The sequence below is a fragment of the Bordetella ansorpii genome, from assembly GCF_900078315.1.
GTDB classification, from domain to species: Bacteria; Pseudomonadota; Gammaproteobacteria; order Burkholderiales; family Burkholderiaceae_B; genus Bordetella; species Bordetella ansorpii.
Window position 1 is genome coordinate 1134178 of the sequence record NZ_FKBS01000014.1, and the last position, 23735, is coordinate 1157912.

General features: G+C 66.1%; 25 protein-coding genes. 17 read left to right on the plus strand and 8 right to left on the minus strand.

Annotation, left to right across the window (positions count from 1 at the left end):
- Positions 1 to 39 precede the first annotated feature (39 nt).
- The 8 genes from A7W11_RS12835 (at position 40) to A7W11_RS12870 (ending at position 8508) form a co-directional block, all read left to right on the plus strand.
- Positions 40 to 2319, plus strand: coding sequence for a helicase-related protein (locus A7W11_RS12835; protein ID WP_003098893.1), 2280 nt, complete (start codon positions 40 to 42; stop codon positions 2317 to 2319).
- Positions 2320 to 2457: 138 nt separating this feature from the next.
- Positions 2458 to 3057, plus strand: coding sequence for a PFGI-1 class ICE element type IV pilus protein PilL2 (pilL2, locus tag A7W11_RS12840; protein ID WP_003098890.1), 600 nt, complete (start codon positions 2458 to 2460; stop codon positions 3055 to 3057).
- Complete coding sequence (locus A7W11_RS12845; RefSeq protein ID WP_003098888.1) at positions 3054 to 3698, plus strand: hypothetical protein; 645 nt, start codon at positions 3054 to 3056, stop codon at positions 3696 to 3698. Before pilL2 ends, A7W11_RS12845 begins: the two co-directional genes overlap by 4 nt.
- Positions 3699 to 3710: 12 nt before the next feature.
- Positions 3711 to 4448 carry a TIGR03759 family integrating conjugative element protein gene (locus A7W11_RS12850; RefSeq protein ID WP_003098886.1) on the plus strand — a complete coding sequence of 246 codons (738 nt, stop codon included), beginning with the start codon at positions 3711 to 3713 and terminating at the stop codon, positions 4446 to 4448.
- Positions 4430 to 5020 (plus strand): transglycosylase SLT domain-containing protein, encoded by a 591-nt coding sequence (locus tag A7W11_RS12855; RefSeq protein WP_003109780.1) that lies wholly within the window; start codon positions 4430 to 4432, stop codon positions 5018 to 5020. The genes A7W11_RS12850 and A7W11_RS12855 overlap by 19 nt, the downstream gene beginning before the upstream one ends.
- Positions 5017 to 5565, plus strand: a complete 549-nt coding sequence (locus tag A7W11_RS12860) for an integrating conjugative element protein (protein ID WP_003109779.1) — start codon at positions 5017 to 5019, stop codon at positions 5563 to 5565. The genes A7W11_RS12855 and A7W11_RS12860 overlap by 4 nt, the downstream gene beginning before the upstream one ends.
- Before the next feature lie 4 nt (positions 5566 to 5569).
- Positions 5570 to 7762, plus strand: a complete 2193-nt coding sequence (gene traD / locus A7W11_RS12865; protein WP_003116813.1) for a type IV conjugative transfer system coupling protein TraD — start codon at positions 5570 to 5572, stop codon at positions 7760 to 7762.
- Positions 7759 to 8508 (plus strand): TIGR03747 family integrating conjugative element membrane protein, encoded by a 750-nt coding sequence (locus tag A7W11_RS12870; protein ID WP_003105620.1) that lies wholly within the window; start codon positions 7759 to 7761, stop codon positions 8506 to 8508. Before traD ends, A7W11_RS12870 begins: the two co-directional genes overlap by 4 nt.
- 40 nt (positions 8509 to 8548) lie before the next feature.
- Here A7W11_RS12870 and A7W11_RS12875 read toward each other — a convergent pair whose 3' ends face one another.
- Genes A7W11_RS12875 through A7W11_RS12910 form a run of 8 tightly spaced genes read right to left on the minus strand, consistent with a single transcriptional unit; the run spans position 8549 to position 15787 of the window.
- Entirely contained in the window at positions 8549 to 11173 is a 2625-nt protein-coding gene (locus A7W11_RS12875) for an AAA family ATPase (RefSeq protein ID WP_066412673.1), read from the minus strand.
- Positions 11174 to 11182: 9 nt separating this feature from the next.
- Positions 11183 to 11908, minus strand: a complete 726-nt coding sequence (gene nucC, locus A7W11_RS12880) for a CBASS effector endonuclease NucC (RefSeq protein WP_066412676.1) — start codon at positions 11906 to 11908, stop codon at positions 11183 to 11185.
- Between the two features lie 38 nt (positions 11909 to 11946).
- Entirely contained in the window at positions 11947 to 12849 is a 903-nt protein-coding gene (locus A7W11_RS12885) for a CBASS oligonucleotide cyclase (protein ID WP_003105624.1), read from the minus strand.
- Positions 12849 to 13349: a type III CBASS phage resistance system CD-NTase-associated protein Cap7 gene (gene cap7, locus A7W11_RS12890; RefSeq protein WP_003090159.1), complete on the minus strand. Its 501-nt coding sequence runs from the start codon at positions 13347 to 13349 to the stop codon at positions 12849 to 12851. The genes A7W11_RS12885 and cap7 overlap by 1 nt, the downstream gene beginning before the upstream one ends.
- A complete protein-coding gene (cap8, locus tag A7W11_RS12895) occupies positions 13346 to 13816 on the minus strand; it encodes a type III CBASS phage resistance system CD-NTase-associated protein Cap8 (RefSeq protein WP_003105626.1) in 471 nt (156 codons plus the stop codon). Before cap8 ends, cap7 begins: the two co-directional genes overlap by 4 nt.
- The gene (gene cap6 / locus A7W11_RS12900; RefSeq protein WP_003105629.1) at positions 13813 to 14727 is read right to left on the minus strand and encodes a CBASS system CD-NTase-associated protein Cap6; all 915 of its coding nucleotides are present in this window, start codon (positions 14725 to 14727) and stop codon (positions 13813 to 13815) included. Before cap6 ends, cap8 begins: the two co-directional genes overlap by 4 nt.
- 17 nt (positions 14728 to 14744) lie before the next feature.
- The gene (locus tag A7W11_RS12905; protein WP_003109777.1) at positions 14745 to 15320 is read right to left on the minus strand and encodes a PIN domain-containing protein; all 576 of its coding nucleotides are present in this window, start codon (positions 15318 to 15320) and stop codon (positions 14745 to 14747) included.
- Positions 15317 to 15787, minus strand: coding sequence for a helix-turn-helix domain-containing protein (locus A7W11_RS12910; protein ID WP_003050245.1), 471 nt, complete (start codon positions 15785 to 15787; stop codon positions 15317 to 15319). The genes A7W11_RS12905 and A7W11_RS12910 overlap by 4 nt, the downstream gene beginning before the upstream one ends.
- A 203-nt stretch (positions 15788 to 15990) precedes the next feature.
- On the opposite strand from A7W11_RS12910, the gene A7W11_RS12915 reads away from it, so the two are divergent.
- The 9 genes from A7W11_RS12915 to A7W11_RS12955 are packed head-to-tail and all read left to right on the plus strand — an operon-like array spanning position 15991 to position 23716.
- Complete coding sequence (locus tag A7W11_RS12915; RefSeq protein ID WP_003120001.1) at positions 15991 to 16374, plus strand: integrative conjugative element protein, RAQPRD family; 384 nt, start codon at positions 15991 to 15993, stop codon at positions 16372 to 16374.
- Complete coding sequence (locus A7W11_RS12920; RefSeq protein WP_003050225.1) at positions 16371 to 16604, plus strand: TIGR03758 family integrating conjugative element protein; 234 nt, start codon at positions 16371 to 16373, stop codon at positions 16602 to 16604. The genes A7W11_RS12915 and A7W11_RS12920 overlap by 4 nt, the downstream gene beginning before the upstream one ends.
- A gap of 16 nt (positions 16605 to 16620) precedes the next feature.
- On the plus strand, positions 16621 to 16980 hold the full coding sequence (locus A7W11_RS12925) for a TIGR03745 family integrating conjugative element membrane protein (protein ID WP_003090173.1): 360 nt from the start codon (positions 16621 to 16623) through the stop codon (positions 16978 to 16980).
- 11 nt (positions 16981 to 16991) lie between these two features.
- A complete protein-coding gene (locus A7W11_RS12930; protein WP_003105639.1) occupies positions 16992 to 17390 on the plus strand; it encodes a TIGR03750 family conjugal transfer protein in 399 nt (132 codons plus the stop codon).
- Complete coding sequence (locus tag A7W11_RS12935; RefSeq protein WP_003105641.1) at positions 17387 to 18079, plus strand: PFL_4703 family integrating conjugative element protein; 693 nt, start codon at positions 17387 to 17389, stop codon at positions 18077 to 18079. Before A7W11_RS12930 ends, A7W11_RS12935 begins: the two co-directional genes overlap by 4 nt.
- Complete coding sequence (locus A7W11_RS12940; RefSeq protein ID WP_004350604.1) at positions 18076 to 18987, plus strand: TIGR03749 family integrating conjugative element protein; 912 nt, start codon at positions 18076 to 18078, stop codon at positions 18985 to 18987. Before A7W11_RS12935 ends, A7W11_RS12940 begins: the two co-directional genes overlap by 4 nt.
- Positions 18977 to 20395, plus strand: coding sequence for a TIGR03752 family integrating conjugative element protein (locus A7W11_RS12945; protein WP_066412683.1), 1419 nt, complete (start codon positions 18977 to 18979; stop codon positions 20393 to 20395). The genes A7W11_RS12940 and A7W11_RS12945 overlap by 11 nt, the downstream gene beginning before the upstream one ends.
- On the plus strand, positions 20376 to 20825 hold the full coding sequence (locus A7W11_RS12950) for a TIGR03751 family conjugal transfer lipoprotein (protein ID WP_003109775.1): 450 nt from the start codon (positions 20376 to 20378) through the stop codon (positions 20823 to 20825). The genes A7W11_RS12945 and A7W11_RS12950 overlap by 20 nt, the downstream gene beginning before the upstream one ends.
- On the plus strand, positions 20825 to 23716 hold the full coding sequence (locus A7W11_RS12955) for a conjugative transfer ATPase (protein ID WP_003105079.1): 2892 nt from the start codon (positions 20825 to 20827) through the stop codon (positions 23714 to 23716). Before A7W11_RS12950 ends, A7W11_RS12955 begins: the two co-directional genes overlap by 1 nt.
- Positions 23717 to 23735: the final 19 nt, after the last annotated feature.

Sequence of the window (23735 nt, forward strand, 5' to 3'; positions counted from 1 at the left end):
GGGGGTGGTGCATGCCCCATTTTTCATTGGAGCATCACAATGTCCTTCGATCTCGAAACCACTGCCGCTGACGCCGCGCCCGTACAGGGCGAACTGCTCGACGCGGAATCATCCCCTCTGACCCTGAGCCTTCAGGATTTCGTCGGCGAGTTCGGCGACGAACTGCTCGACGCCCTCAACAGCGCCAACCCGCCTGTCTATACCGGCCAACCGCAGGCGCACCGGCAGCTCATCGTCGCCAGCCTCAAACGCAAGCTGTTCCCGGCCCAGGCCGAAGTCGTCCACGCCGCCGCCGAGCTGCTGATCGACCGTGGCGAACGCGCCGCGATCGTCAATGGCGAGATGGGCTGTGGTAAGACGACCGTTGGCATCGCCGCGGCCGCCGTGCTCAACGCCGAAGGCTACCGCCGCACTCTGGTCCTGTCGCCACCGCACTTGGTTTACAAGTGGCGGCGGGAGATCCAGGAGACGGTGGCCGGCGCCAAGGTATGGGTGCTCAATGGGCCGGATACGCTCGTCAAGCTCCTCAAGCTGCGTGAGCAGTTGGGCGTGCAGCCCACGGGCCAGGAGTTCTTCGTCCTGGGGCGCGTCAGGATGCGGATGGGTTTCCACTGGAAGCCCGTCTTCACCCAGCGGCGCACCCGCCACGGCGACGTGGCGGCCTGCCCGGACTGCGGCACGGTCATCACCGACCTCGACGGCGAGCCGGTCAACCCGGTCGCGCTCGAAGCCGAGGAGTACCGCAGGAAGTGCAGCCATTGCGCTGCGCCCCTGTGGACGCTGATCCGCCCGCGCAGCCTGTCCGGCAGCGACCAGTCCTCGGCCGTCCTCAAAGCCCTGAAGCGCATCCCGACCATCGGGGAAGTCACTGCGCAGAAGCTGATGCAGAAGTTCGGTGACGGCTTCCTGGCCTCGATGCTGGGCGACAACATCCACGAGTTCATCAACCTCATGGATGGCAACGGCGAGCTGGTGTTTTCCGACCGTCAAGCCACGCGCATGGAACGTGCGATGGCCAACATGGAGTTCGGCTTTGGCGAGGGCGGTTATCAACCCTCGGAGTTCATCAAGAGGTACTTGCCGCAAGGTACGTTCGACCTGCTCATCGCTGATGAAGCGCATGAGTACAAGAACGGGGGCAGTGCCCAGGGCCAGGCCATGGGCGTGCTGGCGGCGAAGGCTCGCAAGACCTTGCTGCTGACTGGCACGCTGATGGGCGGCTACGGTGATGATCTTTTTCACCTGCTGTTCCGAGCCCTTCCGGGGCGGATGATCGAAGACGGCTACCGCCCGACCACGAGCGGCAGCATGACCTCGGCTGCGATGGCGTTCATGCGCGATCACGGGGTGTTGAAGGACATCTACTCCGAGAGCACCGGCACGGCGCACAAGACGGCCAAGGGCACCAAGGTATCGGTGCGCACGGTCAAGGCCCCGGGCTTCGGCCCCAAGGGCGTCTTGCGCTGCATCCTGCCATTCACGATCTTCCTCAAGCTCAAGGACATCGGCGGCAACGTCCTGCCGCCGTATGACGAGGAGTTCCGTGAAGTCGCGATGGACACGGCGCAAGCCGCGGCCTACCGCGATCTGGCGGGTCGGCTGACCGCCGAGCTGAAACAGGCTCTGGCGCGACGCGATACGACCTTGCTGGGTGTGGTCCTCAACGTGCTGCTGGCCTGGCCGGATTGCTGCTTCCGGTCGGAGACCGTGGTGCATCCGCGCACGCGCAACACCTTGGCGTTTGTCCCGGCTCAGTTCAACGAGTTCGAGATCAGCCCCAAGGAGCGTGAGCTGATCGACATCTGCAAAGAGGAGAAGGCGCAGGGCCGCAAGGTCCTGGCCTACACGGTCTATACCGGCACGCGCGACACCACGTCGCGCCTGAAGGTGTTGCTGGAGCAGGAAGGCTTCAAGGTGGCGGTGCTGCGCGCGAGCGTGGATGCCAGCCGCCGCGAAGACTGGATCGCCGAGCAACTGGACCGTGGCATCGACGTGCTCATCACCAACCCCGAGTTGGTCAAGACGGGGCTGGACCTGTTGGAGTTCCCGACGATCGTGTTCATGCAGTCGGGCTACAACGTGTACTCGCTCCAGCAGGCGGCACGCCGCTCCTGGCGCATCGGGCAGAAGCAGCCCGTGCGTGTGATCTACCTCGGCTACGCCGGTTCCTCGCAGATGACCTGCCTGGAGCTGATGGCCAAGAAGATCATGGTCTCGCAGTCCACCTCGGGCGACGTGCCCGAATCCGGGCTCGATGTCCTGAACCAGGACGGTGATTCCGTCGAGGTCGCACTGGCCCGGCAGCTTGTCGCCGCATGACACGTTCCACTTACGGCCCTTCGGGGCCGTTTTTTTTGCCGCTCCCGGTAAATCGGACGCTGCCTGGTTCGCATTGTTTGCTGCCGCTCGCGGCCTGAGCGGCGATGGTGAGGGCTGGATGTTTCAGGACGCCGAGCTATGTGCCCCTCTCCACCGTGGTTTCACTATCCCGAACGCCGCCTTCTGGCGGGATTTCTCGGCCTGCTGTGGTCGGTGCTGGCCGGTGGCTGCGCGACGACGACTGCGCCGGTCGCGCCCGACACCATCGCGGAAGTCTTGGCCGCGCCTGAACCCGAGGCTTCCGAGTACATCCCGGTCGTGCGCTACGCCCGCTACACACTGGTCGAACTGGCACCCATGGCGGCGCAGCGCGACCTGTTGTTGCAGACCATCGACGTGTCCATGCCCGAGGATGCCCGCGCCACGGTCGGGGATGGGCTTCGGCACGTGCTCAAACGCAGCGGCTATGGCCTGTGCCAGACCGCGCATGCCGTGATCGAGCTGTACGCGCTGCCGTTGCCGGCGGTACACCTGCACCTCGGCCCCATGACCTTGCGCGATGCGCTGCTCACGCTGGCTGGCCCGGCCTGGGAACTGCACGCGGATGACCGCGCACGGCAAATCTGCTTCGAGCGGCCCGGCGATCGCGCGGTCGCCGAGTCCCCATCCGAGCCACCCGCCACCGAGGCGGTGCAGACGTTCCCGCTGGCACCCATGGTTTCGGGAGGCCAGCCATGAACGCCCCGCAACCTGCCCAGCGATCGACCGCCGCCGTGGTGGTGCAGAGCCTGATGTGGCTCTGGTTGATCTTCCTCAGCGTCTTGGCGGCCCTGGGCTACCAGGCCCTCAGCGACCAGGCCGACCAGGAGCGGCTGGATTCCCGCCTGCAACGCCTGGAAGCGCAGGCAACTGGCTTGGCCGAGACGATCGAGGCCATCCAGCAGCGCCCGGCCGTCGCGACGGACGCTGACCTCAAAGACACCCGCCAGATTCTGGAAGCACGCGCGGCCCAGGTCGAGAAATCTCTCAGTGGCTACGCAGCGGCCGACGACCTCCAGGCGCTGCGCGCGGAGGTCGAGCAGATCAAGGCGCGCCAAGCCGCCGCGCGTGCCACCGCACCCGCCCAGCGGCGCGCATCGCGCACGTCCGCCGCCTCCAAGACCGAGCTGCCGCCGCTGCCATTCCGCGTCGTCGGCGCCGAACTGCGCGCCGGCCAGCGCAGCGTGTCCGTCGCGCCGAGCATCGGGGACTTCACGCCCGCCCAACTTCAGGTGCTGCTGCCCGGGGATGCGGTCGGCCCGTGGCGCCTGCAGGCGATCGAGGGCAACACCGCAGTGTTCCAGGCCGGCAACCAGACCCGCCGCGTGGCGATTCCCTGACCGGAGCACCCCATGAAGCCGTCGATCCTCCTTTTCGCGGTCCTGGTGGCGTCGTCGCAATGGCCCGCCTGGGCGCAGCAGCCCGCAACGACCTCGGCGCGCAACGCACAGAGCCAGGAGCGCCCGCTGGCCGCCCGCGTGCTGGACGACCGGGTGGCAACCGAATGGGGCTTGCAGCCACAAGAATGGGCACGCTACCGCGAGCTGATGGATGGGCCGCTGGGTATCTACTCGCCCAACCTGGACCCGCTGTCCGCCCTGGGCATCGAAGCTCGCACGGACGAAGAACGGCGCCGCTATGCGGAACTGCAGGTGCAGGTGGAAGCGCGCCGCGTCGAGAAGCTGCTCGCCTACCAGCGCGCCTACGACGAGGCCTGGCAGCGCCTGAATCCGGGGATGCAGCGCGTGAACCTGCCCGACGACAAGCCGGGCGCCGGCCCATCCAGCAGTCCCTTGCGCGGCAGCGGCCGCATGGCGGTGTTCGTCAAGGACGGCTGCGCAGCCTGCGGACAGCTCGTGCAGCGCCTGCAATCCTCGGGCGCGGAGTTCGACCTGTACATGGTGGGCAGCCGCCAGGATGACGCGCGCATCCGCGACTGGGCCAAGCGCGCGCAGATCGACCCGGCGCGCGTGCGCGCCGGCAGCATCACGCTCAACCACGACGGCGGCCGCTGGCTGTCACTGGGCCTGCCCGGCGATCTGCCCGCCGCCGTGCGCGAAGTGAACGGCCAATGGCAGCGCCAGCCGTAGCCATGCCCCTGCGCGCACTGGTGCTCACTGCCGGCCTGTATGCCGTTGCCGCCCTGGCCCAGGAGGTTCCGCCACCGGCTTACCAGCTTGCCGCCCAGCGCGCAGGCATCCCCTCGACCGTGCTCTACGCCGTGGCCTTGCAGGAGAGCGGCATCCGGCGCAACGGGCGCCTGGTGCCGTGGCCGTGGTCCCTCAACGTCGCCGGCCAGTCGCGCCGCTTCGCCACGCGCGCCGACGCCTGCGCTGGCCTGCAGCAGGCGATGCGCGCCACGCCGCACACGCGCATTGATGCGGGCCTGGGCCAGATCAACCTCGGCTACCACAAGCACCGCTTTACCGGCGCGTGCGACCTGCTGGATCCGTATCGCAACCTGGCCGTTGCCGCCGAGATCCTGAAGGAGCAGCACACCCCCGGCGAGGACTGGCTGCTGGCGATCGGCCGCTACCACCGCCCCGCAGGCGGCGAGCCCGCCGCCCGCTATCGGCGCAGCGTGTCGCGCCACCTTGCCCGCGTGCAGGGCACGCGACCAGCCGCCGCGGTCCTCGCGGCGCGCCAGGAGACCTCCCCATGACGAAACCCCATCCCGCCCATCTCGCGTTCACGGGCCTACTCATGCTGCTGTCAGGCCTGCCGCTGGCCTCGCGTGCCGGCGAGCCACTGATCGTTGTCGAGGACCGTGGCGGCACGTCGGCATTGCCGTACTACGAAGCCCTGAATCTCCAGCCGCGCGCCAACGCACCGGCGCGGCCGTCCATCCCGACGCCCCAGGTTCCTGCCACACGGGCGGACGAAGCCGCGATGCTGCCGGTGCGCAGCGCCAAGCTCACGCCCGGCACCGTCGCGCGACGGGTGATCGAAGCGCCCGGCCTGCGGCCGTTCGTGGTCATCGGCGACGACGAGGCTTCCCGGGCCTGGTTGCAGCGCCGCGCCGCCGCTTTGCGCGAACGTGGCGCGGTCGGCCTGGTCGTCAACGTCGAGACCGCGCAGGGCCTGGCGCGGCTGCGCGCCCTGGTGCCGGGCGTGCCGCTCGCGCCCGTGGCCGGCGACGACCTGGCCGATCGCCTGGGCCTGCGGCACTACCCGGCGCTGATCACGGCCACCGGCATCGAGCAATGAAGCCATGTCGGGCAAACAGCCGGTCGAGGTTCTGCTACGCCCAGCGGTGGAGCTATACACCGTCGCGGCGTGTGCAGGCGCCGCGTTTCTGTGCCTGGTGGCCCCATGGTCGCTCGCGCTGAGCCCGGCCATGGGCATCGGCAGCGCCTTGGCGTTCGGCGCCTACGGCGCGATCCGCTACCGCGATGCCCGCATCATCCTGCGCTACCGGCGCAACATCCGCCGTCTGCCGCGTTACGTGATGACCAGCAAGGACGTGCCGGTCAGCCAGCAGCGCCTATTCGTGGGGCGCGGCTTTCTCTGGGAGCAGAAGCACACGCATCGGCTGATGCAGACGTACCGGCCCGAGTTCCGCCGCTACGTCGAGCCGACGCCGGCCTACCGGCTGACCAGGCGCCTGGAGGAACGGCTGGAATTCGCGCCATTGCCGCTCTCGCGCCTGCCGAAGCTCACCGGCTGGGACGCGCCTTTCAACCCCGTGCGCCCGTTGCCGCCTGTCGGCGGCCTGCCAAGGCTGCACGGCATCGAGCCCGACGAAGTGGACGTCAGCCTGCCGCTGGGCGAGCGCGTCGGGCACTCGCTGGTGCTGGGCACCACGCGGGTGGGCAAGACGCGCCTGGCCGAGTTGTTCGTCACGCAGGACATCCGCCGCAGGAATGCTGCCGGCGAGCATGAGGTCGTCATCGTCATCGACCCCAAGGGGGATGCCGATCTCTTGAAACGGATGTACGTCGAAGCCCAGCGCGCTGGCCGCGAAGGCGAGTTCTACATCTTCCACTTGGGCTGGCCGGAAATCAGCGCCCGCTACAACGCCGTGGGCCGCTTCGGTCGGATCTCGGAAGTGGCGACACGCATCGCGGGGCAGCTCTCCGGCGAAGGCAACAGCGCGGCGTTCCGCGAGTTCGCATGGCGCTTCGTGAACATCATCGCCCGCGCCCTGGTGGAACTGGGGCAGCGCCCGGACTACATGCTGATCCAGCGCCACGTCATCAACATCGACGCGCTGTTCATTGAGTACGCCCAGCACTACTTTGCCAAGACGGAGCCCAAGGCCTGGGAGGTGATCGTCCAGATCGAGGCCAAGCTCAACGAGAAGAACATCCCAAGGAACATGATCGGGCGCGAGAAGCGTGTGGTGGCGCTGGAGCAATACCTCTCCCAGGCGCGCAACTACGACCCTGTGCTCGATGGCCTGCGCTCGGCGGTGCGCTACGACAAGACCTACTTCGACAAGATCGTTGCATCGCTGCTGCCGCTGCTGGAAAAGCTCACGAGCGGCAAGATCGCCCAGCTCCTGGCGCCGAACTACTCCGACCTGGCCGACCCGCGCCCGATCTTCGACTGGATGCAGGTCATCCGAAAGCGGGCCATCGTCTATGTGGGTCTGGATGCGTTGTCTGACGCCGAGGTCGCCGCAGCGGTCGGCAATTCGATGTTCTCTGACCTGGTTTCGGTGGCCGGACACATCTACAAGCACGGAATCGACGATGGCCTGCCCGGCGCAGTGGCTGGCGCTCGCGTGCCGATCAACGTGCACGCGGACGAATTCAATGAACTGATGGGCGATGAATTCATCCCGCTCATCAACAAGGGCGGCGGTGCCGGCCTGCAAGTCACGGCGTACACGCAGACGCTCTCGGACATCGAGGCCCGCATCGGAAATCGCGCGAAGGCCGGCCAAGTGATCGGGAATTTCAACAATTTATTCATGTTGCGCGTGCGCGAGACGGCCACCGCGGAACTGCTGACGAGGCAGTTGCCGAAGGTCGAGGTCTATACAACCACCATCGTCTCGGGCGCGACGGACAGCTCAGACATCCGCGGCGCGACGGATTTCACGTCGAACACCCAGGACCGCATCAGCATGGCCAGCGTGCCGATGATCGAGCCGTCACACGTCGTCGGCCTGCCCAAGGGCCAGTGCTTCGCGCTGCTGCAGGGCGGCCAGCTCTGGAAGGTGCGTATGCCGCTGCCGGCGCCGGACCCGGATGAAGTGATGCCGGCGGACCTGCAGCAACTGGCCGGGTACATGCGCCAGAGCTACAGCGAGGCCACGCAGTGGTGGGAGTTCACCAGCTCGTCGGCCTTGCAGGATGCGGCCTTGCCCGACGACCTGCTGGACGATGCCGCTGCGGCCGAGCCCGGCGCGGTGGCCACCGGCGCCGACGATGGCGCGGGCAACGAGGCCGTGCCATGAAGGATGCCGCCTCGACCGCGCAGCGGGAGCAGAACCATCGCCAAGGCTTGATCGTCGGCACCATCACCTTACCGTTCCGGCTGCTCGGGGTGCTCATTGGCTCGCTGCTGTTCTCGATCGTGGTGGAGTGCGCCGGCATGCACCTGTTCTGGAAGGACCAGGGCTGGCGCCACTCCCAGCAGATGCTGCGGTACGAACTCGGGCACCTGTCCAACCACTTCACGCGCAGCGTGGTGGTACAGGAGCCCGGGCGCACGGCGCACGAGTTGGTGGATACCGGGTACGAGTGGGTGTTCGTGCGCTCGGGGTTGCTGGAGCGCATGAGCCAGACCGCCGAGCGCGTCCGCGCGCCCAGCCACGGGCAGAGCCGCAACTTCCGCTACTACATCAGCCAAGTCTATGTCTGGGCCGAAAGCTACCTGATCGCTGCGGCCTTCACGACGCTCACCTTCCTGGTGCGCCTGCTGGTCCTGGTGCTCACGCTGCCGCTGATCCTCACGGCGGCATTCGTCGGCCTGATTGACGGCCTGGTGCGACGGGATGTGCGCCGGTTCGGCGCGGGCCGCGAATCCGGCTTCATCTACCACCGCGCGAAGGCCAGCCTGATGCCGTTGGCCGTGCTGCCTTGGGCCACCTATCTCGCTCTGCCCATATCGGTGCATCCTCTGGTCATCCTGCTGCCCAGCGCGGCGTTGCTGGGGATGGCAGTCAGCCTGACCGCAGGCAGCTTCAAGAAGTACTTATGAGGTGACACGGGCGGCACGGCTCTGCAAAGCCGTGTGCCGTTCATCGGTTCTGCAGGGTATCAAGAGCAGCATCCAACGCCGTAACCGCCTCGACGACCGTTCTTACCGTCGCCCGATCAAACTCATGATCGCGCTGAGCGTCGTGCACACCGCTATTGAGGTAACCCCATTCAATACTCGTACCGCTGACATTGAGCAGCCGGACCAACGCCCCTACGGCATCCGGCGCACCCGCATGTTGCGCCGCGATACGCTCGACGGCCGACCGCAACTTGGTGCATTTATTGTTCAGCTCCCAAGGCGCGCGGGGCCCGCTCAGCTTGATGTCGATCCGGCCGTCCGCCCGCCGACCCAGCCACGTCCACAGGCGGTCCGTCAGACTCTCCAGCGCCGGCCGGGCCTGACGCAGTGCCTCGCGTTTCTCGTCAGCCGCCAACGCCTGCTGGGCCAGAAGAACATAGTTCTTCGCTAGCGGGTCGCTGTCGACCCGCAGTTCGTGCTCTCCCTGATGCGGGAGAAACTTGTAGCGCTTAATGGCCGCGGCGCGGCGCACGCCCAACTCCTGCTGGATGCGGTGCAGGAACTCCTCTGCGTGCGAGGTGAGGATAACCTGCTTGCCGTGGAGCAAACCGTCCTCGAAGAAGGTACGCCAGATGCCATCGCGATGGTCGTCGTCGATCGCGTTGACGACGTCATCGAATATGACCACGGGGCAGCCCTGCGCGAGGTTCTTGGCAAGCAGAATCGCCAGGCCCAGGCATTTGATGTGCCCTTCGCTGAAGACGATCAACGCGTCGTAGCGCGCGCCCGGCTCGCCGGCGAACTCCACCTCGATCTTGCCGTTCTCGGCCACGGGCAACCACAGCGCGTGCAGCAGATCGCCGGGCGGATCGGCCCGGTTGAATGCGTTGTAGAGATGGCGGGCTTGGTCTCCCAGCCCCTGTAGCAGAACCCCCGGCAGAGCGGTCAGGTATGCCTGAATCTCGGGCAGGAAACCGTCGTAGGCGGCCTTGACCCGCTGATGGTGCACCACCACCGGCATTTCGTCCGTGGCCGCCTGGATCAGGCCGCGGTTCGCGTCGTCGAATTGGGCCACGGTTTGGCGGGCGGCCGCCAGCTCCTGATCCGCAGTCGTGCGCATGGTCCGCAGCCGTTCGATCTCCAGCTGATGCTGTTGCAGGCGGTCCCGCTCCTGGGCCATCGCGCCGCGCTGGGCATTCACGTCGCGCGCCTGCGCGTCGAAGCCTTCGATGATCTGTGCGATCCGTAAGAGGGCTTGCCAGGCGCGCTGGTCCCCATTCACCCCGCCGCCGAGCCAATTGCCCGCCGACGTGGGAGGCAGCAGTGGCAGGCCCGCGGCCTGCGATTCGGCAGGACAAGCGACCCCAGCCGCCGCCACCACGCGGCGCATTTCGTCACACAGCGCTCGGACCGCCTCGCTCAACTGTGTCCGATGCCCGGCCTCCTGCTGCTGCAGGACGGCCAGTTGCGCGAGCTGCTCCAGGCCCATTCGCGCCCTGGCGAACGGGTCCTGCGCCACGGCGGCCAGTTCGGTTCCACATGCCGGACACGCGGTCGCCCCGTCCGCCAACGCTTGCACGGCCTCGTAGAGCTTCGCGTACGACACCTCGCCGGCGCGGGCCGCGAGTTGCGCGGAAGACGCTTGCCACAGTCCCTGGACGCGGTAGGCCTCTGCCAGCAACGCTTGCAGGCGGGCCTGGGTCACCTCGTGAATGGCAGGCGGGTTGGCGTCCAGCTGAGCCTGGACATACGGTAGCCGTCCTTGCTGCTGCGGCGTACCCAGCAGCCAGTCCACGCAGGTTTGATAGGTCGCGCCAGGTGACATGCGCTGCGCCAAAGCTTGTTCCAGGCCCTCGACCGCTGCGATCTTCTGCGGGTAGGCGGCGATGGTCTGTTCGGAGTTCGCCAACTGCAGGCGACGCTGCGCCAGCTGCGCCGCCTGCACGCCGGCAAGCATCAGGTCCTGATCGAGCGAGGGGTTGAAGCCGCGCACGAACTCGCTGAACTGGTCCACGCCGAACAGGGTGGCGATGAGCTGGCGCTGATCGCTCGGGGTCCGCGCGGCGATTCGGGCGAAATCGTCGAGGCGGTTCTTCTCGATGAAGCAGAAGCGATACTCAGCTTCGTCGGGCTGGACGGCCTGCGCCTCGCCCGCCGCCGTAGACGACAGGACTGGCGCGATGTGGCGGCGCAGGCGAGCGTTGTTGCAGTACGTCCGCTGGTCGACCCGCTTGGCCTGCGCTTCGCTGATCGAACCGAGCATCGCCACTTCCAAGGCTTCGCAGAAGCTGCTCTTGCCGGTGCCGTTGGCACCGTAGACCAAGGTGATGTCATGGCTGAGGTCGAACGTCTCCTGCCGCATGAATCCTCGAAACGGCCCGACTTCGAGCTGGTGCAGTCGCCCGAGCGCCGGCCCGTTTTCGGGGCCGCGCGCGTCCCCGTCGTAGGCGACAGGCATCTGCGCCAGATGCGCGATGGCCAGCGGCGCCAAGCGCGTGGAGCGCCCCCGGCGTGCAGCACCGACCTCGGCCAGTGGCTGCAGGTGATCGAGCACCAGGTGCGCCAGCCGGCGCACGTCGTCGTGCACGTGCCGCTGCGTCAAGTGCGCCAGGAACCGGTGGTACTCCGAACGTATGCTTGCCACAGCGACCCCTCACTTGGTCAACCACTGACCGTAAGCCTCCACATCGATCATGGGGACCGTTCCACTGAACTGAAGCTGCGCGATCAGCTTGAAAAGAAACGCGGTCGCCGGCTTGTTTTCGTTGGTGTAGCTGTACGCGCCGCTGGCTTGGTCATAGAAAAAGTGCCCGTGGGCGGCAACGCATCCGATGTCCACACGCCCCTCGGTGAGGTTTGCGTTCAGCGCCTTGTCCATGGATGGACCCAATGCAGGACTCCATTCGCTCTCGAAGGTGAGCAAGCCACCCAGAATCGGAATCAACGGCTTCGCTGGGTAGGTCCCGCCAGCGTGCGGGATCGGCAGGCTCGTGCGGTGCAGCCTGCGCACACTGGCGACCTTCTCCTGGGCATAGGCCACAAGCCCCGCGTCAGCCGTCTGCTTGGCCTCGAAAACGGCGTACACGCTTTCGGCTGGAATGATCGTCTCGTTCTCGTAGGTGAAGATAAAAGGCGAATATTGCCGATCAAACACCACCACATCGATCTGCTGGCTGAAGTTCCCCAGGCTGTCCACCACATGCGCCTTCGCCGCCTGGTACCGTTTGGGCAGATAGGTATCCAGCATGTCGATCCAGACGTTCTCGCTCGCATCCCCCTTCGTACCCGGGTGACCGAAGGTCTTGCGTACTACGGACAAGCGCTGCTGGATGTCTTCATGCAGGGACGACAGGAGCTGGGAAAGCGACCACTGGGACATGCTGTACCTCGATGGGACGTGTATGGAAGCCGATGGAATCAGGACAGTGGGAACTTGGGGCCAAACAGTGCGCGCCAGGCGCGAAGCGCTTCGATATTGCGACCACGACGCGCGTGGTCGATGGCGATGCTTGCGTCCTGGCTCGCCTGGAACAGCAGCTGCTGCGCGCGCTGCTTGCGCGCGGCATCCATATCGTTGCTGATCGCCGGGCCAAGTCCGGCGGGATCCGGCCACTCGTCATGAACACGATCGGCAAGCGTGGCAAAGAACGACTGGATCTCGCGATCGAACGATCCTCCCCAGCCGCCGTAAAGACACTCAAGGGCCATTACCTCGATCAGGAACGAGGGCTTCACCGGCTTCTGATCGCCGTGCTTGGGATTGTTGTTCCAGTACTTCACCATGCGCACGAGACCTTTCCACTCATTGCCATAGGCTTGGTGCGCTGCGGTCGCCTTGTCCTTATGGATCTCCGGGTCCGTCTTGATCCACTTTCCGGACGCCGTATCGGGGATCTCATACTGGTCGCCGGTGTCGAATGCGGGCACCGCATCCACGCTGACCACCCGGTAGTCCGTGTTGTCCTCCGCGTCGATGTGAACACCGAAATCCACGTTGATCGAGCGCGCCTGTTTGCGCACGGCCGCCGAACCGTATTTCTCCACCAATGCAGAGTGGAAATCATCCAGCACTACCGATGCGGCCTTGCCGTGGTAATGCTTCTCCGAGTCCTTCAGCACGAAGAAGATGTCGATATCCTTGAGCGGCTTCGTCTTCGTGTATCGAGCATAGGACCCGGTCAGGAAGCTGCGCGCAATGCCGAACTTGGTCTGCAGGTAGTCCCGCACTTCGTTCTGGCGTTGCGAGGCATTCTTCTGTTCGCGTTCGTTGAGTTCCAGACGCGACTTGAACTTGCGAAAAGCTTCATCGATCGACAGCATCAGCGTTGCCTCCAATATCCGGCCTGACCCGCCAGGCCGCTGTGTTCGACAGTCGAGCCTAGGCTCTGCTTGACCATTCCATCCGTCGAGCGATAACTTCCTTTGCTCCACCCCTCCACATCAGGCCGCCCTGGCTTTGTATCGAGCATTAACTTGTACTTGGCCTGCGATGGCAGCAGCCCAGCTTTCTTGATCGCGTACTTCAACTGCTCGGTATCTGTCCAGAAGCTGCCGTCGCCATCGGACCACCCATACACGATGTCGATATCCCATCGGGTCACGAGTTTGTCGGTTGCCGGGTTGTAGATCTCCAGAATCACCTTGCGCAGATCACCGGTCCCGAGCCACGTCTTGATGGCTCGGGTATTGCTCTCCCAGCGATCCGCGAAGTGCTCGGGGTCCAGCCCACTGAGCAGGATGATGTCTTTCAAGCTCTTGAGGATGTTGTCGGTCACATAGGTAACCGAGTGCGTGTACGAGTAGGTGGCGACGGTGCTCATGACTTGAGGAAACCTCCGAGGTCGAGCGACAGCGCTTGTCCAGCATCGGCCTGCGCCTGCGTGGCAATTCCTTGGCTCAAGTCCCGTGCAATGATGCGAGAACTGTGCTTTTTGAGCGCGGTTTGCACCCAGCCGAGCTGCTCCTTCGGACACGGCAGCGAGACTCCCCAGTCTCCCTTCAACGGCTCGAACCCCAAGACTTCTTCGTTGGCATCATCACCATCGATCGCGTCTTCGTCGAAGAGGCAGTAGATCCTGGTCCGTGGTCCATCGCATGTCGCAACGATGGGCGCGCTCTTGGGTGCCTGGTCGGCGATCAAGCTGGCGGCCACGCCCGCCACGGCCCTGAGTTCAGAGCGAGCCGTGCCGTCCTTGCCCTGAGTGAGCAGTTCGACAATGGCATCCCACGTCTGCAACGCATCGCGGTGCGGCGAGCTGCGAAACGTCCGGCTGACAACGGTGGTCATTTTTGCTTCCCTCCTTGAAGGCGCATTTGCGTTGCCTGTCGTATCGCACTGCGCAGGTGCTCTACGGAAAGCTTGTTCGGATCGATAGCCACTTGCGGGTCGGCCGCGAGGGCGTTGGCTACGACCTTGCGAATGGCCCGACCATCCAATCCGACGCACTCGCCAGCGCACGCGTCGAACTGGTGAGCCGAGGAAAGCTTGCCAATCCCCGGAAATGTCTTTGCCAGGCCATTCAGGCAGTCCACCAGGATCTGCTTGCAGGCATCCTTGCCGGGCAGTGGCACCTCCATCACCATGTCGCAACGAGATAGGAAGGCACTGTCGACGGCCTGTGGGAAGTTGCTGGTGGCCACGAACAGCAGATGCGGGTTGCGTTCGGCCAACATGTCCAACTGCACCAACACCGCGTCGGTGGCCCGGTGCACATCAACCGGGTTGGCTTCCAGGCTGAGCTTGGCTCGATCAGCCGCAAGCGTTTCGACCTCGTCCAGAAGGACGATCGTCGGGCCCGCCGCTGCGGATTCTGCGATCGATTGCGAGAACAGGTCTGCCACGGCGCGTTGAGTCTTTCCCATTGCAGAGCTCGTCAGCGTGTGAGGCTCTACTTCCAGCAATCGAAACTTCGCAGAAGAAAAAGATTCGGCCACACGATGCGCCAAGCCCCGTGCCAAGGAGGTCTTCCCAGTCCCCGGCGGGCCGACCAACAAGATCACGCCGTGCAGGGGGAGTACCGTGCGCTCCACCTTGGGGCGCACCGTGAAGTTGACGATCGCCTGTGACAGCAACTGCTTCTTGAGAGCTTCGTCCATGACGATGGAATCCCACAGGGCGCCCAGCGACGTGTCCGGCAGCTTCCAGCTTCGATGGATGCCTTTCGGCAAAGTGGCGTCTGATGAAGGATTCTTGGTCATCCGTGGCTCTCGGCGGGTCAGAGAATGGTGCGATAGGTCGCCAGCACCTTGGTCGTTTGCACAAGGCCCTGGCGCAGCAGGATTTCGAGATAGCGGTCCACCTCGATCGGCGGATGCTTGAGTTGGGCACGCTGGCGCTGCGCAGCCGACACCACGGCGGCCGCGTCCAGATCCAGTAGGTTGTCCACAAACTCATCGGGGTGCTGCGATTCGATGCCGTACGGAGCCAGCAGATCGTTCGGGAAATCCCGTTCGTTGAACGTCACAATCACGCTCGCACCGCAGCGAATCGCCGCAGCCAGGACGTGCCGGTCGTCCGGATCGGGCAATGTCAGGCCTGCCACGAGCGCTTCGTAGCCCTCCACCAAGCCGTCCGGAATTGCCCGGTCCATGAGATCCGACGTCCTGTCGACCTGAACCCGGGTGAGATCGGGGCGGTTGATCAACAGGTTGCGTTTCCACTCCTCATGAATGGCTTGGCTCCACCGCGCCCGGAAGCGGCCAGACAGGCCGAGCCACATCAGGAAATCCCGCAGTGGCGCGGGATATAGAACGCACGCGTCGTAGACGGCGGTGAATGGGGAATGCCTCATTCGTATCCCATTCCCAACTCTTGCGACTGCTGAGCGAGTTCGGCCATCGCCTGCTCACTGGCGCGCTCGCGCGCTTCCTTGTACTGCATCAGATCGGCGAACCTCACCCTGCGGTGCTTGCCGGTGCGATGAAATGCCAACACCCCATCTTCGAGCAGCTTGACGAAATGGGGACGGGACACGTTGAGCAAGTCCGCCGCCTCTTGGGTCGTCAGCTCTGCATGGACGGGCACCACCTTTACTGCATTGCCATCGGCCAACTCGGCCAGGATGTCGACCAGCAGGCGTAAAGCCGAGGTAGGCAGTTCCACCTGATGAGCCTGTTTGTGGTCATCAAAGATCTGGATGTGCTGCGTCTCGAACTGGGTTGCGAGGTAAGCCGCCAAGGCACGTTGACCCTGGACGGCTGCCTTCACCTCTCCCGCGGCGGGAAGGGTCATCTTGGATTGGGCAGTGGCGGTGGTCATGGGTAGCTCCTAAGCGAAAACGGTTGCAGAGCCGATCATATTCGAAATACTCGAAAAACGCAATAATCGAAGCGCGACCCGTGCTTTTGTAGGTTCGCTCGCAGCATGCCCAATCCGGTCGTCCGCCAGTTCCTATTGTTTGCGGCCTGAAACAGCCCTGATCTCCACGATCAACCCATTGCTGATCACACAGGAATGGCGCGATGGTGGCTTCGATCTGGCTGCGCGCCGCGCATCGCGGCGTGCCCACTTTTTTCGTGACGGCCCTCGTGCTGGGCCAGTCCCCGATGGCATTGGCCGAGTCCCCGGCGCAGCGCCAGGAGTTGGTCGCCGCGCTGCGCCAGCTCGACGCGCTGGAACGCACCGTCGCGGACAGCGCCGCGCATGCCCCCATCCAGCCGGGCGAGCGCTACCACTTCGATTACCCACGGCTGCTGGCTGACCTGGCGCGCGTGCGCGCCGGCATCCAGTTCCACCTGACGCCATCACGCGCTCAGCCGCGCGACCCCTCCGAACTGGCCGGCGACTACCGCACCGAGCGGGCCGCTTCGCCATCGCCGAAGACGACTGCGGAGGGCGAGCAATGAACGGCGCCCAGGTCTCGGCATTTCAAGCCAACAGCGGTATCGCGCCTTCCGCGATGGCGACCGTCCTGGTCGGCGTCGTGTTCGCGGTCCTGCTCGTGTGGGGCGTCTGGGCCATCCGAACGGCCTATGTGGGGTGGTCCGAGAGCCGCCTCAACCAGCGCCAGTTCCTCGGCGTCTGCATCCGCTTCGTCGCGATGTACCTCGTCCTGAGTTTCTTCCTCCTGTCCTGACATGAAAGGCCCGACCATGCACAACCGCAACCTCACTTCCCGTTTTGCCCAGCGCGCCGCCGTGGCCCTGGGCGCCGCCGCGCTGCCCGCACTGTCGTTCGCGCAAGGTCTGCCGCAGTTGGAGAACCCGACGCGCGGCACCGGCAACGGCATCATGGAGACCATCCGCAACTACGGCTACGACATCATCATGCTCGTGGCCCTGCTGGTGGTGGCGTCGATGTTCATCGGCGTCTGCTACCACGCCTACGGCACCTACGCGGAGATCCACACCGGCCGCAAGACGTGGGGCCAATTCGGCCTCACGGTCGCCATCGGCGCCGTGCTGCTCGTGATCGGCATCTGGCTGCTCACCGAAGCCACCGGCATCCTGTAAGCGAGGCCGGTATGTCCGAGCAGCAGCACGTCCGTGCGGACGGGACGGTCACGTTCCTTCCGCACCGGCTCAACCGCCATCCCGTGGTCGTGCGCGGCCTCACCGCCGACGAGCTGTGGATCTGCTGCGGCCTGTCCGGCGCGGCCGGCCTGCTGGTCGGCGCGCCGCTTTCGTGGGTGTTCCGCACGATCGCCATCGCACCGACGTTCGTTGTCCTGGGCGTGGCCTTGGGCGTGTTCATCGGCGGCGGCATCCTGCGCCGCCTCAAGCGTGGGCGCCCCGACACCTGGCTGTATCGACAGTTGCAGTGGCGCATCGCAACGCGCCATCCGCTGATGGCCGGCTGGGTGGGCGGCCACGTGCTGATCTCGCGCTCGGGCTTCTGGTCCACCCGCAGGAGCATGCGATGAGCCGCTTCAAGAACGAGATCGCCCACCTGCAGGCGCACATCAAGACCTTGCGCCTGGGCGCGGGCGCGCTGGTCATTGTCGCCCTGGTCATGGGCGGCGGCTGGTGGAGCGCGCCGCGCGACCTGACCATCCACGTCCCGCCCGACCTGCGCTCTGGCAGTACCCGCAAGTGGTGGGAAGTGCCGCCCGAATCGGTCTATGCGTTCACGTTCTACGTGTTCCAGACGCTGAACCGCTGGCCGACCAATGGCGAAGAAGACTACTCGCGCAACCTCCATACGCTCTCGCCGTACCTCACCCCGTCCTGCCAGGCCTTCCTGCGGGCGGACTATGACTACCGCCGCTCCACGGGCGAGCTGCGTCAGCGCGTGCGCGGCATCTACGAGATTCCCGGCCGCGGCTATGGCGACGACCCCACGGCGCGCGTGCGCACCGTATCCGATCGCGACTGGGTGGTGACGCTGGACATCACGGCGGACGAGTACTACGGCGCCGAGCAGGTCAAACGCGCCCTGGTGCGCTATCCGATCAAGGTCACGCGGGTGGACGTCGATCCCGCCCGCAACCCGTTCGGCCTGGCGCTGGACTGCTACGAAGGCGCGCCCCAGCGCATCAGTGCACCGGAGCCGGCGCGCCCGGCGCCGAGTGACCTGAATCCGCAAGCGCCTCAAGGAGGAAACACCCCATGAAGCATCCTGTACTCGCGCTGCTGGGGCTACTGGCCGTGGCCGCGGCACCCGTCGCCCAGGCGGTGGAGATCCTGCGTTGGGAACGCATGCCACTGGCAGTGCCGCTGAAGGTCGGTCAGGAACGCATCGTGTTCATCGACCGGAACGTGCGCGTGGGCGTGCCCGCGGGCGTGGGCGAACGCCTGCGCGTGCAGAGTGCGGGTGGCGCGGTGTACCTGCGCGCCAGCGAGCCGATCGAGCCCACGCGGTTGCAACTGCAGGACGCCGACACGGGCGCGCTGATCCTGCTGGACATCGCAGCCGAACCGCCCAAGGACGGGGAAGCCGAGCTGGAGCCGGTGCGCATCGTCGAGGGTGACAGCGCACCGGGACGCTATGGCGAGCAGGCCGACAGTGCCGAGGCCCCGGCACGCGCCCAGGGCCAGGCAGGTGCGCGGACCGCGCGGCGCGAAACTCCGGTCCCTGTCGTGCTGACGCGCTTCGCCGCGCAGAACCTCTACGCACCGCTGCGCACCGTCGAGCCGCTTCCGGGCGTCATGCGGGTCAACCTGCCCCGCGACCTCGACCTGGACACACTGATGCCAACGCTGCCGGTGCGCGCGGTCGCGCTCGCGTCGTGGCGCCTGGAAGACCAATGGGTGACTGCCGTGCGCCTTACCAACACCGGCGCCGACTGGGTCGCGCTCGACCCGCGCGTGCTGCAAGGCGATTTCCTCACCGCCACCTTCCAGCACGAGGCGCTGGGCCCGCGCGGCACGCCCGAGGACACGACCGTCCTCTACCTGGTCACGGGCGGCCGCGGCCTCGCGCAGTCGCTGCTGCCGGCGATTCACCGCTTCGACCCTGCCGTGCATCTGCCGCAGCCGGACGGCGACGAGAACGCCAAGGAGGCCCGCCATGCGCAGTAACGGCCTGCTCAAGTGGCTGATGATCCCTGTCGCCATCCTGGTGCTGTTCGTCGGTATCCGGCTGTTCTCGGGTGGAGGCAGCACGGCGCCACCCGCGGCGGACAACGGCGCCCAGCTCACGCCCGAGGAAATGAAGGCGCTGGGCATCGAAGGCGACACCCCGCGCGACACCGTGGCGACGCTCGTTGCCCAAGTGAAGCAGTTGCGCACCGAGCTTCAGACCGCGCTCTCGGACAACAAGTCGCAGCGTGAAGAGAACCAGCGACTGCGCCAGCGCGAGAACTCCATCGACCAGCGCATCAACTCGGCGCTCGAATCCGAGCGGTCCAACCTGCGCCGCGACCAGGAGCAGGCGGCCAGCGCGCGCCAGCAGACCGAAGGGCTGCTCGCCGACCTGCAGCGGCGCCTGGACAGCATCGGCGGGCGCGGCGGCGGCCATGCGGACCTGCCCGTGGGCCTGGGGCTGCAGGGCGGCGACGAGGCCGGCATGGAGGGCGGCGTGCGGTGGGTCGAGCCGGACGACGCAAAGCCCGCCGAGGGGCGCAACGGCGGTCGTGGCGCGAGCGGCGGAATGAGCTTCCCCACGAGCTTCGGCCCGGCGCAGAGCACGCTCGAAACCACCGCGGAAACCGTGGCCAACGCGGGCGCCCGCGCCTCTGGGGTCAAGAGTGCCAAGCCGGTCTATACCGTGCCGACCAACTCCACGCTCATGGGTTCGGTCGCCATGACCGCGCTGATCGGCCGCGTGCCGATCGACGGCACGGTCAACGATCCCTATCCGTTCAAAGTCCTGGTCGGGCCGGACAACCTGACCGCCAATGGCATCGACATTCCCGACGTGGCCGGCGCCGTGTTCAGCGGCACCGCATCGGGCGACTGGACGCTTTCGTGCGTGCGCGGCCAGGTGCGCAGCATCACGTTCGTCTTCAACGACGGCACGATCCGCACGATCCCCGAAGACCGCGAGGGCAACCAGCAGAACAACCAGCAACGCGACGGCTTGGGCTGGATCAGCGATCCCCACGGCATTCCTTGCGTCAGCGGCGAGCGGCGCAGCAACGCCCAGCAATACCTCGGCTCGCAGGCCCTGATCACCGCGGCCGGTGCCGGTGTGGCCTCGCTCATCGAGAGTGGCAGCGGCCGCATGTCCTATGTCGGCTCGGACGGCTCCATCGGCACCGTGGGCATCACCGGCCAAGAAGCGGTCGGCCAGATTCTCGCGGGCGGTGTCCGGGACATGTCGGCCTGGGTCAACAAGCTCTACGGCCAAGCCTTCGCCGCCGTCTATGTCCAACCCGGCGCCAAGGTTGCCGTCCACCTCGAAAAGCCGCTCGCCATCGACTTCGATCCCGAAGGCCGCAAGGTCGATCACCGCGCAGGAGAAAGCCATGCCCTTGAACTTGACTAACCTGGCCCGTGGCCTAGCACTGGCCCTCGCCGTCGCGGTGCTCGCCGGCTGCGCCACCAGCAAGGAAAAGCTGTTGACCCACGGTGACCGCACGATGATGGACATCTGGCAGCAGGAGGCCGGCGACGGCGGTGGCGCAGCCGGACGGAACGCCGGCCGCCAGTTGCTCGATGCGCGCCAGAGCCTGCGTCGGCCCCTGACCGACGCCGACGTGCAGGCCGCACCTGTCGAGCAGATGCGCTACACGCGCACCGCGCGCAATGAGGTTCACCGCCAGTTCCAGCGTCTGCCCAATCCCGATCTCGTGATGTACGTGTACCCGCACCTGGCCGGCACCGACCCCGTTCCCGTGCCGGGCTACACGACGGTTTTCCCCTTGTACCAGCGCGTGCAGTACGCGATGCCTGGCGAGAGGACGGAGGACTACTGATGCGGTGGAAACTTCCATGGCCGAAGCTGGCTGCCGTCAGCGCCGAAGACACCGCCGCCGACGAGCAGCCGGACGGCTGGCAGCGCCACGTCGAGGCCTTGCAGCAAGCCGGCATCCCCGAACCCGGCGCCGCGGTCCAGGGCCGCAAGCCGGCGACCGTGGCCGACGAGCAGGCGCTGTACGACGTCGCACCGTCCTTCGTGGAACTGCTGCCCTGGGTGGAGTTCTTGCCCGAGTCGAAATCGATGCTCCTGGAGGACGGCCAATCGGTGGCCGCCTTCTACGAGCTGGTGCCGCTGGGCACCGAAGGCCGGGAACCCGGCTGGCTCGCGCATGCCCGCGACGCCCTGGAAAACGCGCTTCAGGACAGCTTCGATGAACTGGACGAGAACCCGTGGGTGCTCCAGCTCTATGCCCAGGACGAACCGAGCTTCGACCAGTACATGCAGACCTTGCGCGATTACGTGCAGCCACGTGCGCGCGGCTCGGCGTTCACCGAGTTCTACCTGCGCTTCTTCGGCCACCACCTGCGCGCTGTGGCCAAGCCCGGCGGCCTGTTCGAGGACACGGTGGTCACGCGGCTGCGCTGGCGCGGCCAGACGCGGCGCGTGCGCATGGTGGTGTACCGCCGCGCGAGCGGACAGGGACAGGCAAACCGCCGCGGCCAGACACCCGAGCAGATGCTGGGCATCGTCTGCGACCGCCTGTGCGGCGGCCTGGCGAACGCCGGCATCCAGGCCCGGCGCATGGTCGCGGCCGACGTCCACGACTGGCTGCTGCGGTGGTTCAACCCGCGCCCCACGCTGCTCGGGCCTGGGGTGGAGGACCGGGAGCGCTTCTACGCGTTGGCGCGCTATCCGGACAGTACCGAGGAAAGCGAGGCCGGCGAGATCGAGCTGGCGAGCGGGCGGGATTTCAGCCAGCGGCTGTTCTTTGGGCAGCCGCGCTCGGACGTGGCGCAAGGGGCCTGGTACTTCGACGGCATGCCGCACCGCGTGCTGATCACCGACCGGCTGCGCATGCCGCCCGGCACCGGGCACCTGACCGGCGAGACCCGCAAGGGGGACGCGATCAACACGCTGTTCGACCAGATGCCCGAGGACACCTTGATGTGTCTCACCATGGTGGCCACGCCGCAGGACGTCCTCGAATCGGACCTCAACCATCTGGCGAAGAAAGCTGTGGGCGAGACGCTGGCGTCGGAGCAGACGCTCAAGGACGTGCATGAAGCCCGCTCCCTGATCGGCAGCGCGCACAAGCTCTACCGGGGCACTCTGGCGTTCTACCTACGCGGGCGCGACGAGGCGGAACTGGATCGGCGCGGCCTGGACCTCGCGAACGTGATGCTCAACGCCGGCCTGCAGCCGGTGCGCGAGGACGACGAGGTGGCGCCGCTCAACAGCTACCTGCGCTGGCTGCCGTGCTGCTACAACCCCGGCAAGGACCGGCGCCGGTGGTACACGCAACTGATGTTCGCCCAGCACGCGGCGAACCTGTCGCCAGTATGGGGCCGCGCCCAGGGCACGGGGCATCCCGGCATCACGATGTTCAATCGCGGCGGCGGCCCGATTACGTTCGACCCCTTGAACAGGTTGGATCGGCAGATGAATGCCCATCTGTTTCTATTTGGCCCCACCGGCTCGGGGAAGTCCGCCACGCTCAACAACCTGCTGAACCAGGTGACGGCCATCTACCGGCCGCGGCTTTTCATCGTGGAAGCCGGCAACAGCTTCGGCCTGTTCAGCGACTTCGCCAGGCGCCTGGGCCTGACCGTGAACCGGGTCAAGCTGGCCCCCGGATCGGGCATCAGCCTGGCGCCGTTCGCCGACGCACGCCGGCTGATCGAAACGCCCAGCGACGTACAGACGCTCGATGCCGACGCGCTGGACGAAGACCTGCCCCCCGATGCCTCGGCCATGGAAGCGGACGAGCAGCGCGACGTGCTGGGCGAACTGGAGATCACAGCGCGGCTGATGATCACGGGCGGCGAAGACAAGGAAGAAGCGCGGATGACGCGGGCCGACCGCTCGCTGATCCGCCAGTGCATCCTCGACGCCGCCGAACATTGCGTGGCCGAAAAGCGCACCGTGCTCACGCGCGACGTGCGCAACGCGCTGCGCGCCCGTGGCCAGGACCCGACGCTGCCCGAGATGCGGCGCGTGCGGCTGCTGGAGATGGCGGACGCGATGGACATGTTCTGCCAAGGCACGGACGGCGAGATGTTCGACCGTGACGGCACGCCGTGGCCCGAGGCCGACATCACGCTGGTCGATCTGGCGACCTACGCCCGCGAGGGCTACAACGCGCAGCTCTCCATCGCCTACATCAGCCTGATCAGCACGGTGAACAACATCGCCGAGCGCGACCAGTACCTGGGCCGGCCGATCGTCAACGTGACCGACGAAGGTCACATCATCACCAAGAACCCGCTGCTCGCGCCCTATGTCGTGAAAATTACAAAAATGTGGCGCAAGTTGGGCGCCTGGTTCTGGCTGGCGACGCAAAACATCGACGATCTGCCGCGCGCCGCAGAGCCCATGCTCAACATGATCGAGTGGTGGGTGTGCCTGTCGATGCCGCCGGACGAAGTGGAGAAGATCGCCAGGTTCCGCGAACTCTCGCCGGCGCAGAAGGCGCTGATGCTCTCCGCACGCAAGGAAGCGGGCAAGTTCACCGAGGGCGTCATCCTCTCCAAGAGCATGGAAGTGCTGTTCCGCGCCGTGCCGCCAAGTCTCTACCTCGCGCTCGCGCAAACCGAGCCCGAGGAGAAGGCAGAACGCTACCAGCTCATGCAGCAGCACGGCGTCAGCGAGCTGGATGCCGCCTTCAAGGTGGCTGAGAAGATCGACCGGGCACGTGGCATCGAGTCGCCGACCCTGGACCTGCCCTGAATCTGCCGTACACCGGAGA

What these genes read in the sequence shown, in the direction of transcription:
- A7W11_RS12835 (WP_003098893.1), top strand. Translation starts at nt 40, where the DNA reads ATGTCCTTCGATCTCGAAACCACTGCCGCTGACGCCGCGCCCGTACAG.
- pilL2 (WP_003098890.1), top strand. Translation starts at nt 2,458, where the DNA reads ATGTGCCCCTCTCCACCGTGGTTTCACTATCCCGAACGCCGCCTTCTG.
- A7W11_RS12845 (WP_003098888.1), top strand. Translation starts at nt 3,054, where the DNA reads ATGAACGCCCCGCAACCTGCCCAGCGATCGACCGCCGCCGTGGTGGTG.
- A7W11_RS12850 (WP_003098886.1), top strand. Translation starts at nt 3,711, where the DNA reads ATGAAGCCGTCGATCCTCCTTTTCGCGGTCCTGGTGGCGTCGTCGCAA.
- A7W11_RS12855 (WP_003109780.1), top strand. Translation starts at nt 4,430, where the DNA reads ATGGCAGCGCCAGCCGTAGCCATGCCCCTGCGCGCACTGGTGCTCACT.
- A7W11_RS12860 (WP_003109779.1), top strand. Translation starts at nt 5,017, where the DNA reads ATGACGAAACCCCATCCCGCCCATCTCGCGTTCACGGGCCTACTCATG.
- traD (WP_003116813.1), top strand. Translation starts at nt 5,570, where the DNA reads ATGTCGGGCAAACAGCCGGTCGAGGTTCTGCTACGCCCAGCGGTGGAG.
- A7W11_RS12870 (WP_003105620.1), top strand. Translation starts at nt 7,759, where the DNA reads ATGAAGGATGCCGCCTCGACCGCGCAGCGGGAGCAGAACCATCGCCAA.
- nucC (WP_066412676.1), bottom strand. Translation starts at nt 11,908, where the DNA reads ATGTCCCAGTGGTCGCTTTCCCAGCTCCTGTCGTCCCTGCATGAAGAC.
- A7W11_RS12885 (WP_003105624.1), bottom strand. Translation starts at nt 12,849, where the DNA reads ATGCTGTCGATCGATGAAGCTTTTCGCAAGTTCAAGTCGCGTCTGGAA.
- cap7 (WP_003090159.1), bottom strand. Translation starts at nt 13,349, where the DNA reads ATGAGCACCGTCGCCACCTACTCGTACACGCACTCGGTTACCTATGTG.
- cap8 (WP_003105626.1), bottom strand. Translation starts at nt 13,816, where the DNA reads ATGACCACCGTTGTCAGCCGGACGTTTCGCAGCTCGCCGCACCGCGAT.
- cap6 (WP_003105629.1), bottom strand. Translation starts at nt 14,727, where the DNA reads ATGACCAAGAATCCTTCATCAGACGCCACTTTGCCGAAAGGCATCCAT.
- A7W11_RS12905 (WP_003109777.1), bottom strand. Translation starts at nt 15,320, where the DNA reads ATGAGGCATTCCCCATTCACCGCCGTCTACGACGCGTGCGTTCTATAT.
- A7W11_RS12910 (WP_003050245.1), bottom strand. Translation starts at nt 15,787, where the DNA reads ATGACCACCGCCACTGCCCAATCCAAGATGACCCTTCCCGCCGCGGGA.
- A7W11_RS12915 (WP_003120001.1), top strand. Translation starts at nt 15,991, where the DNA reads ATGGTGGCTTCGATCTGGCTGCGCGCCGCGCATCGCGGCGTGCCCACT.
- A7W11_RS12920 (WP_003050225.1), top strand. Translation starts at nt 16,371, where the DNA reads ATGAACGGCGCCCAGGTCTCGGCATTTCAAGCCAACAGCGGTATCGCG.
- A7W11_RS12925 (WP_003090173.1), top strand. Translation starts at nt 16,621, where the DNA reads ATGCACAACCGCAACCTCACTTCCCGTTTTGCCCAGCGCGCCGCCGTG.
- A7W11_RS12930 (WP_003105639.1), top strand. Translation starts at nt 16,992, where the DNA reads ATGTCCGAGCAGCAGCACGTCCGTGCGGACGGGACGGTCACGTTCCTT.
- A7W11_RS12935 (WP_003105641.1), top strand. Translation starts at nt 17,387, where the DNA reads ATGAGCCGCTTCAAGAACGAGATCGCCCACCTGCAGGCGCACATCAAG.
- A7W11_RS12940 (WP_004350604.1), top strand. Translation starts at nt 18,076, where the DNA reads ATGAAGCATCCTGTACTCGCGCTGCTGGGGCTACTGGCCGTGGCCGCG.
- A7W11_RS12945 (WP_066412683.1), top strand. Translation starts at nt 18,977, where the DNA reads ATGCGCAGTAACGGCCTGCTCAAGTGGCTGATGATCCCTGTCGCCATC.
- A7W11_RS12950 (WP_003109775.1), top strand. Translation starts at nt 20,376, where the DNA reads ATGCCCTTGAACTTGACTAACCTGGCCCGTGGCCTAGCACTGGCCCTC.
- A7W11_RS12955 (WP_003105079.1), top strand. Translation starts at nt 20,825, where the DNA reads ATGCGGTGGAAACTTCCATGGCCGAAGCTGGCTGCCGTCAGCGCCGAA.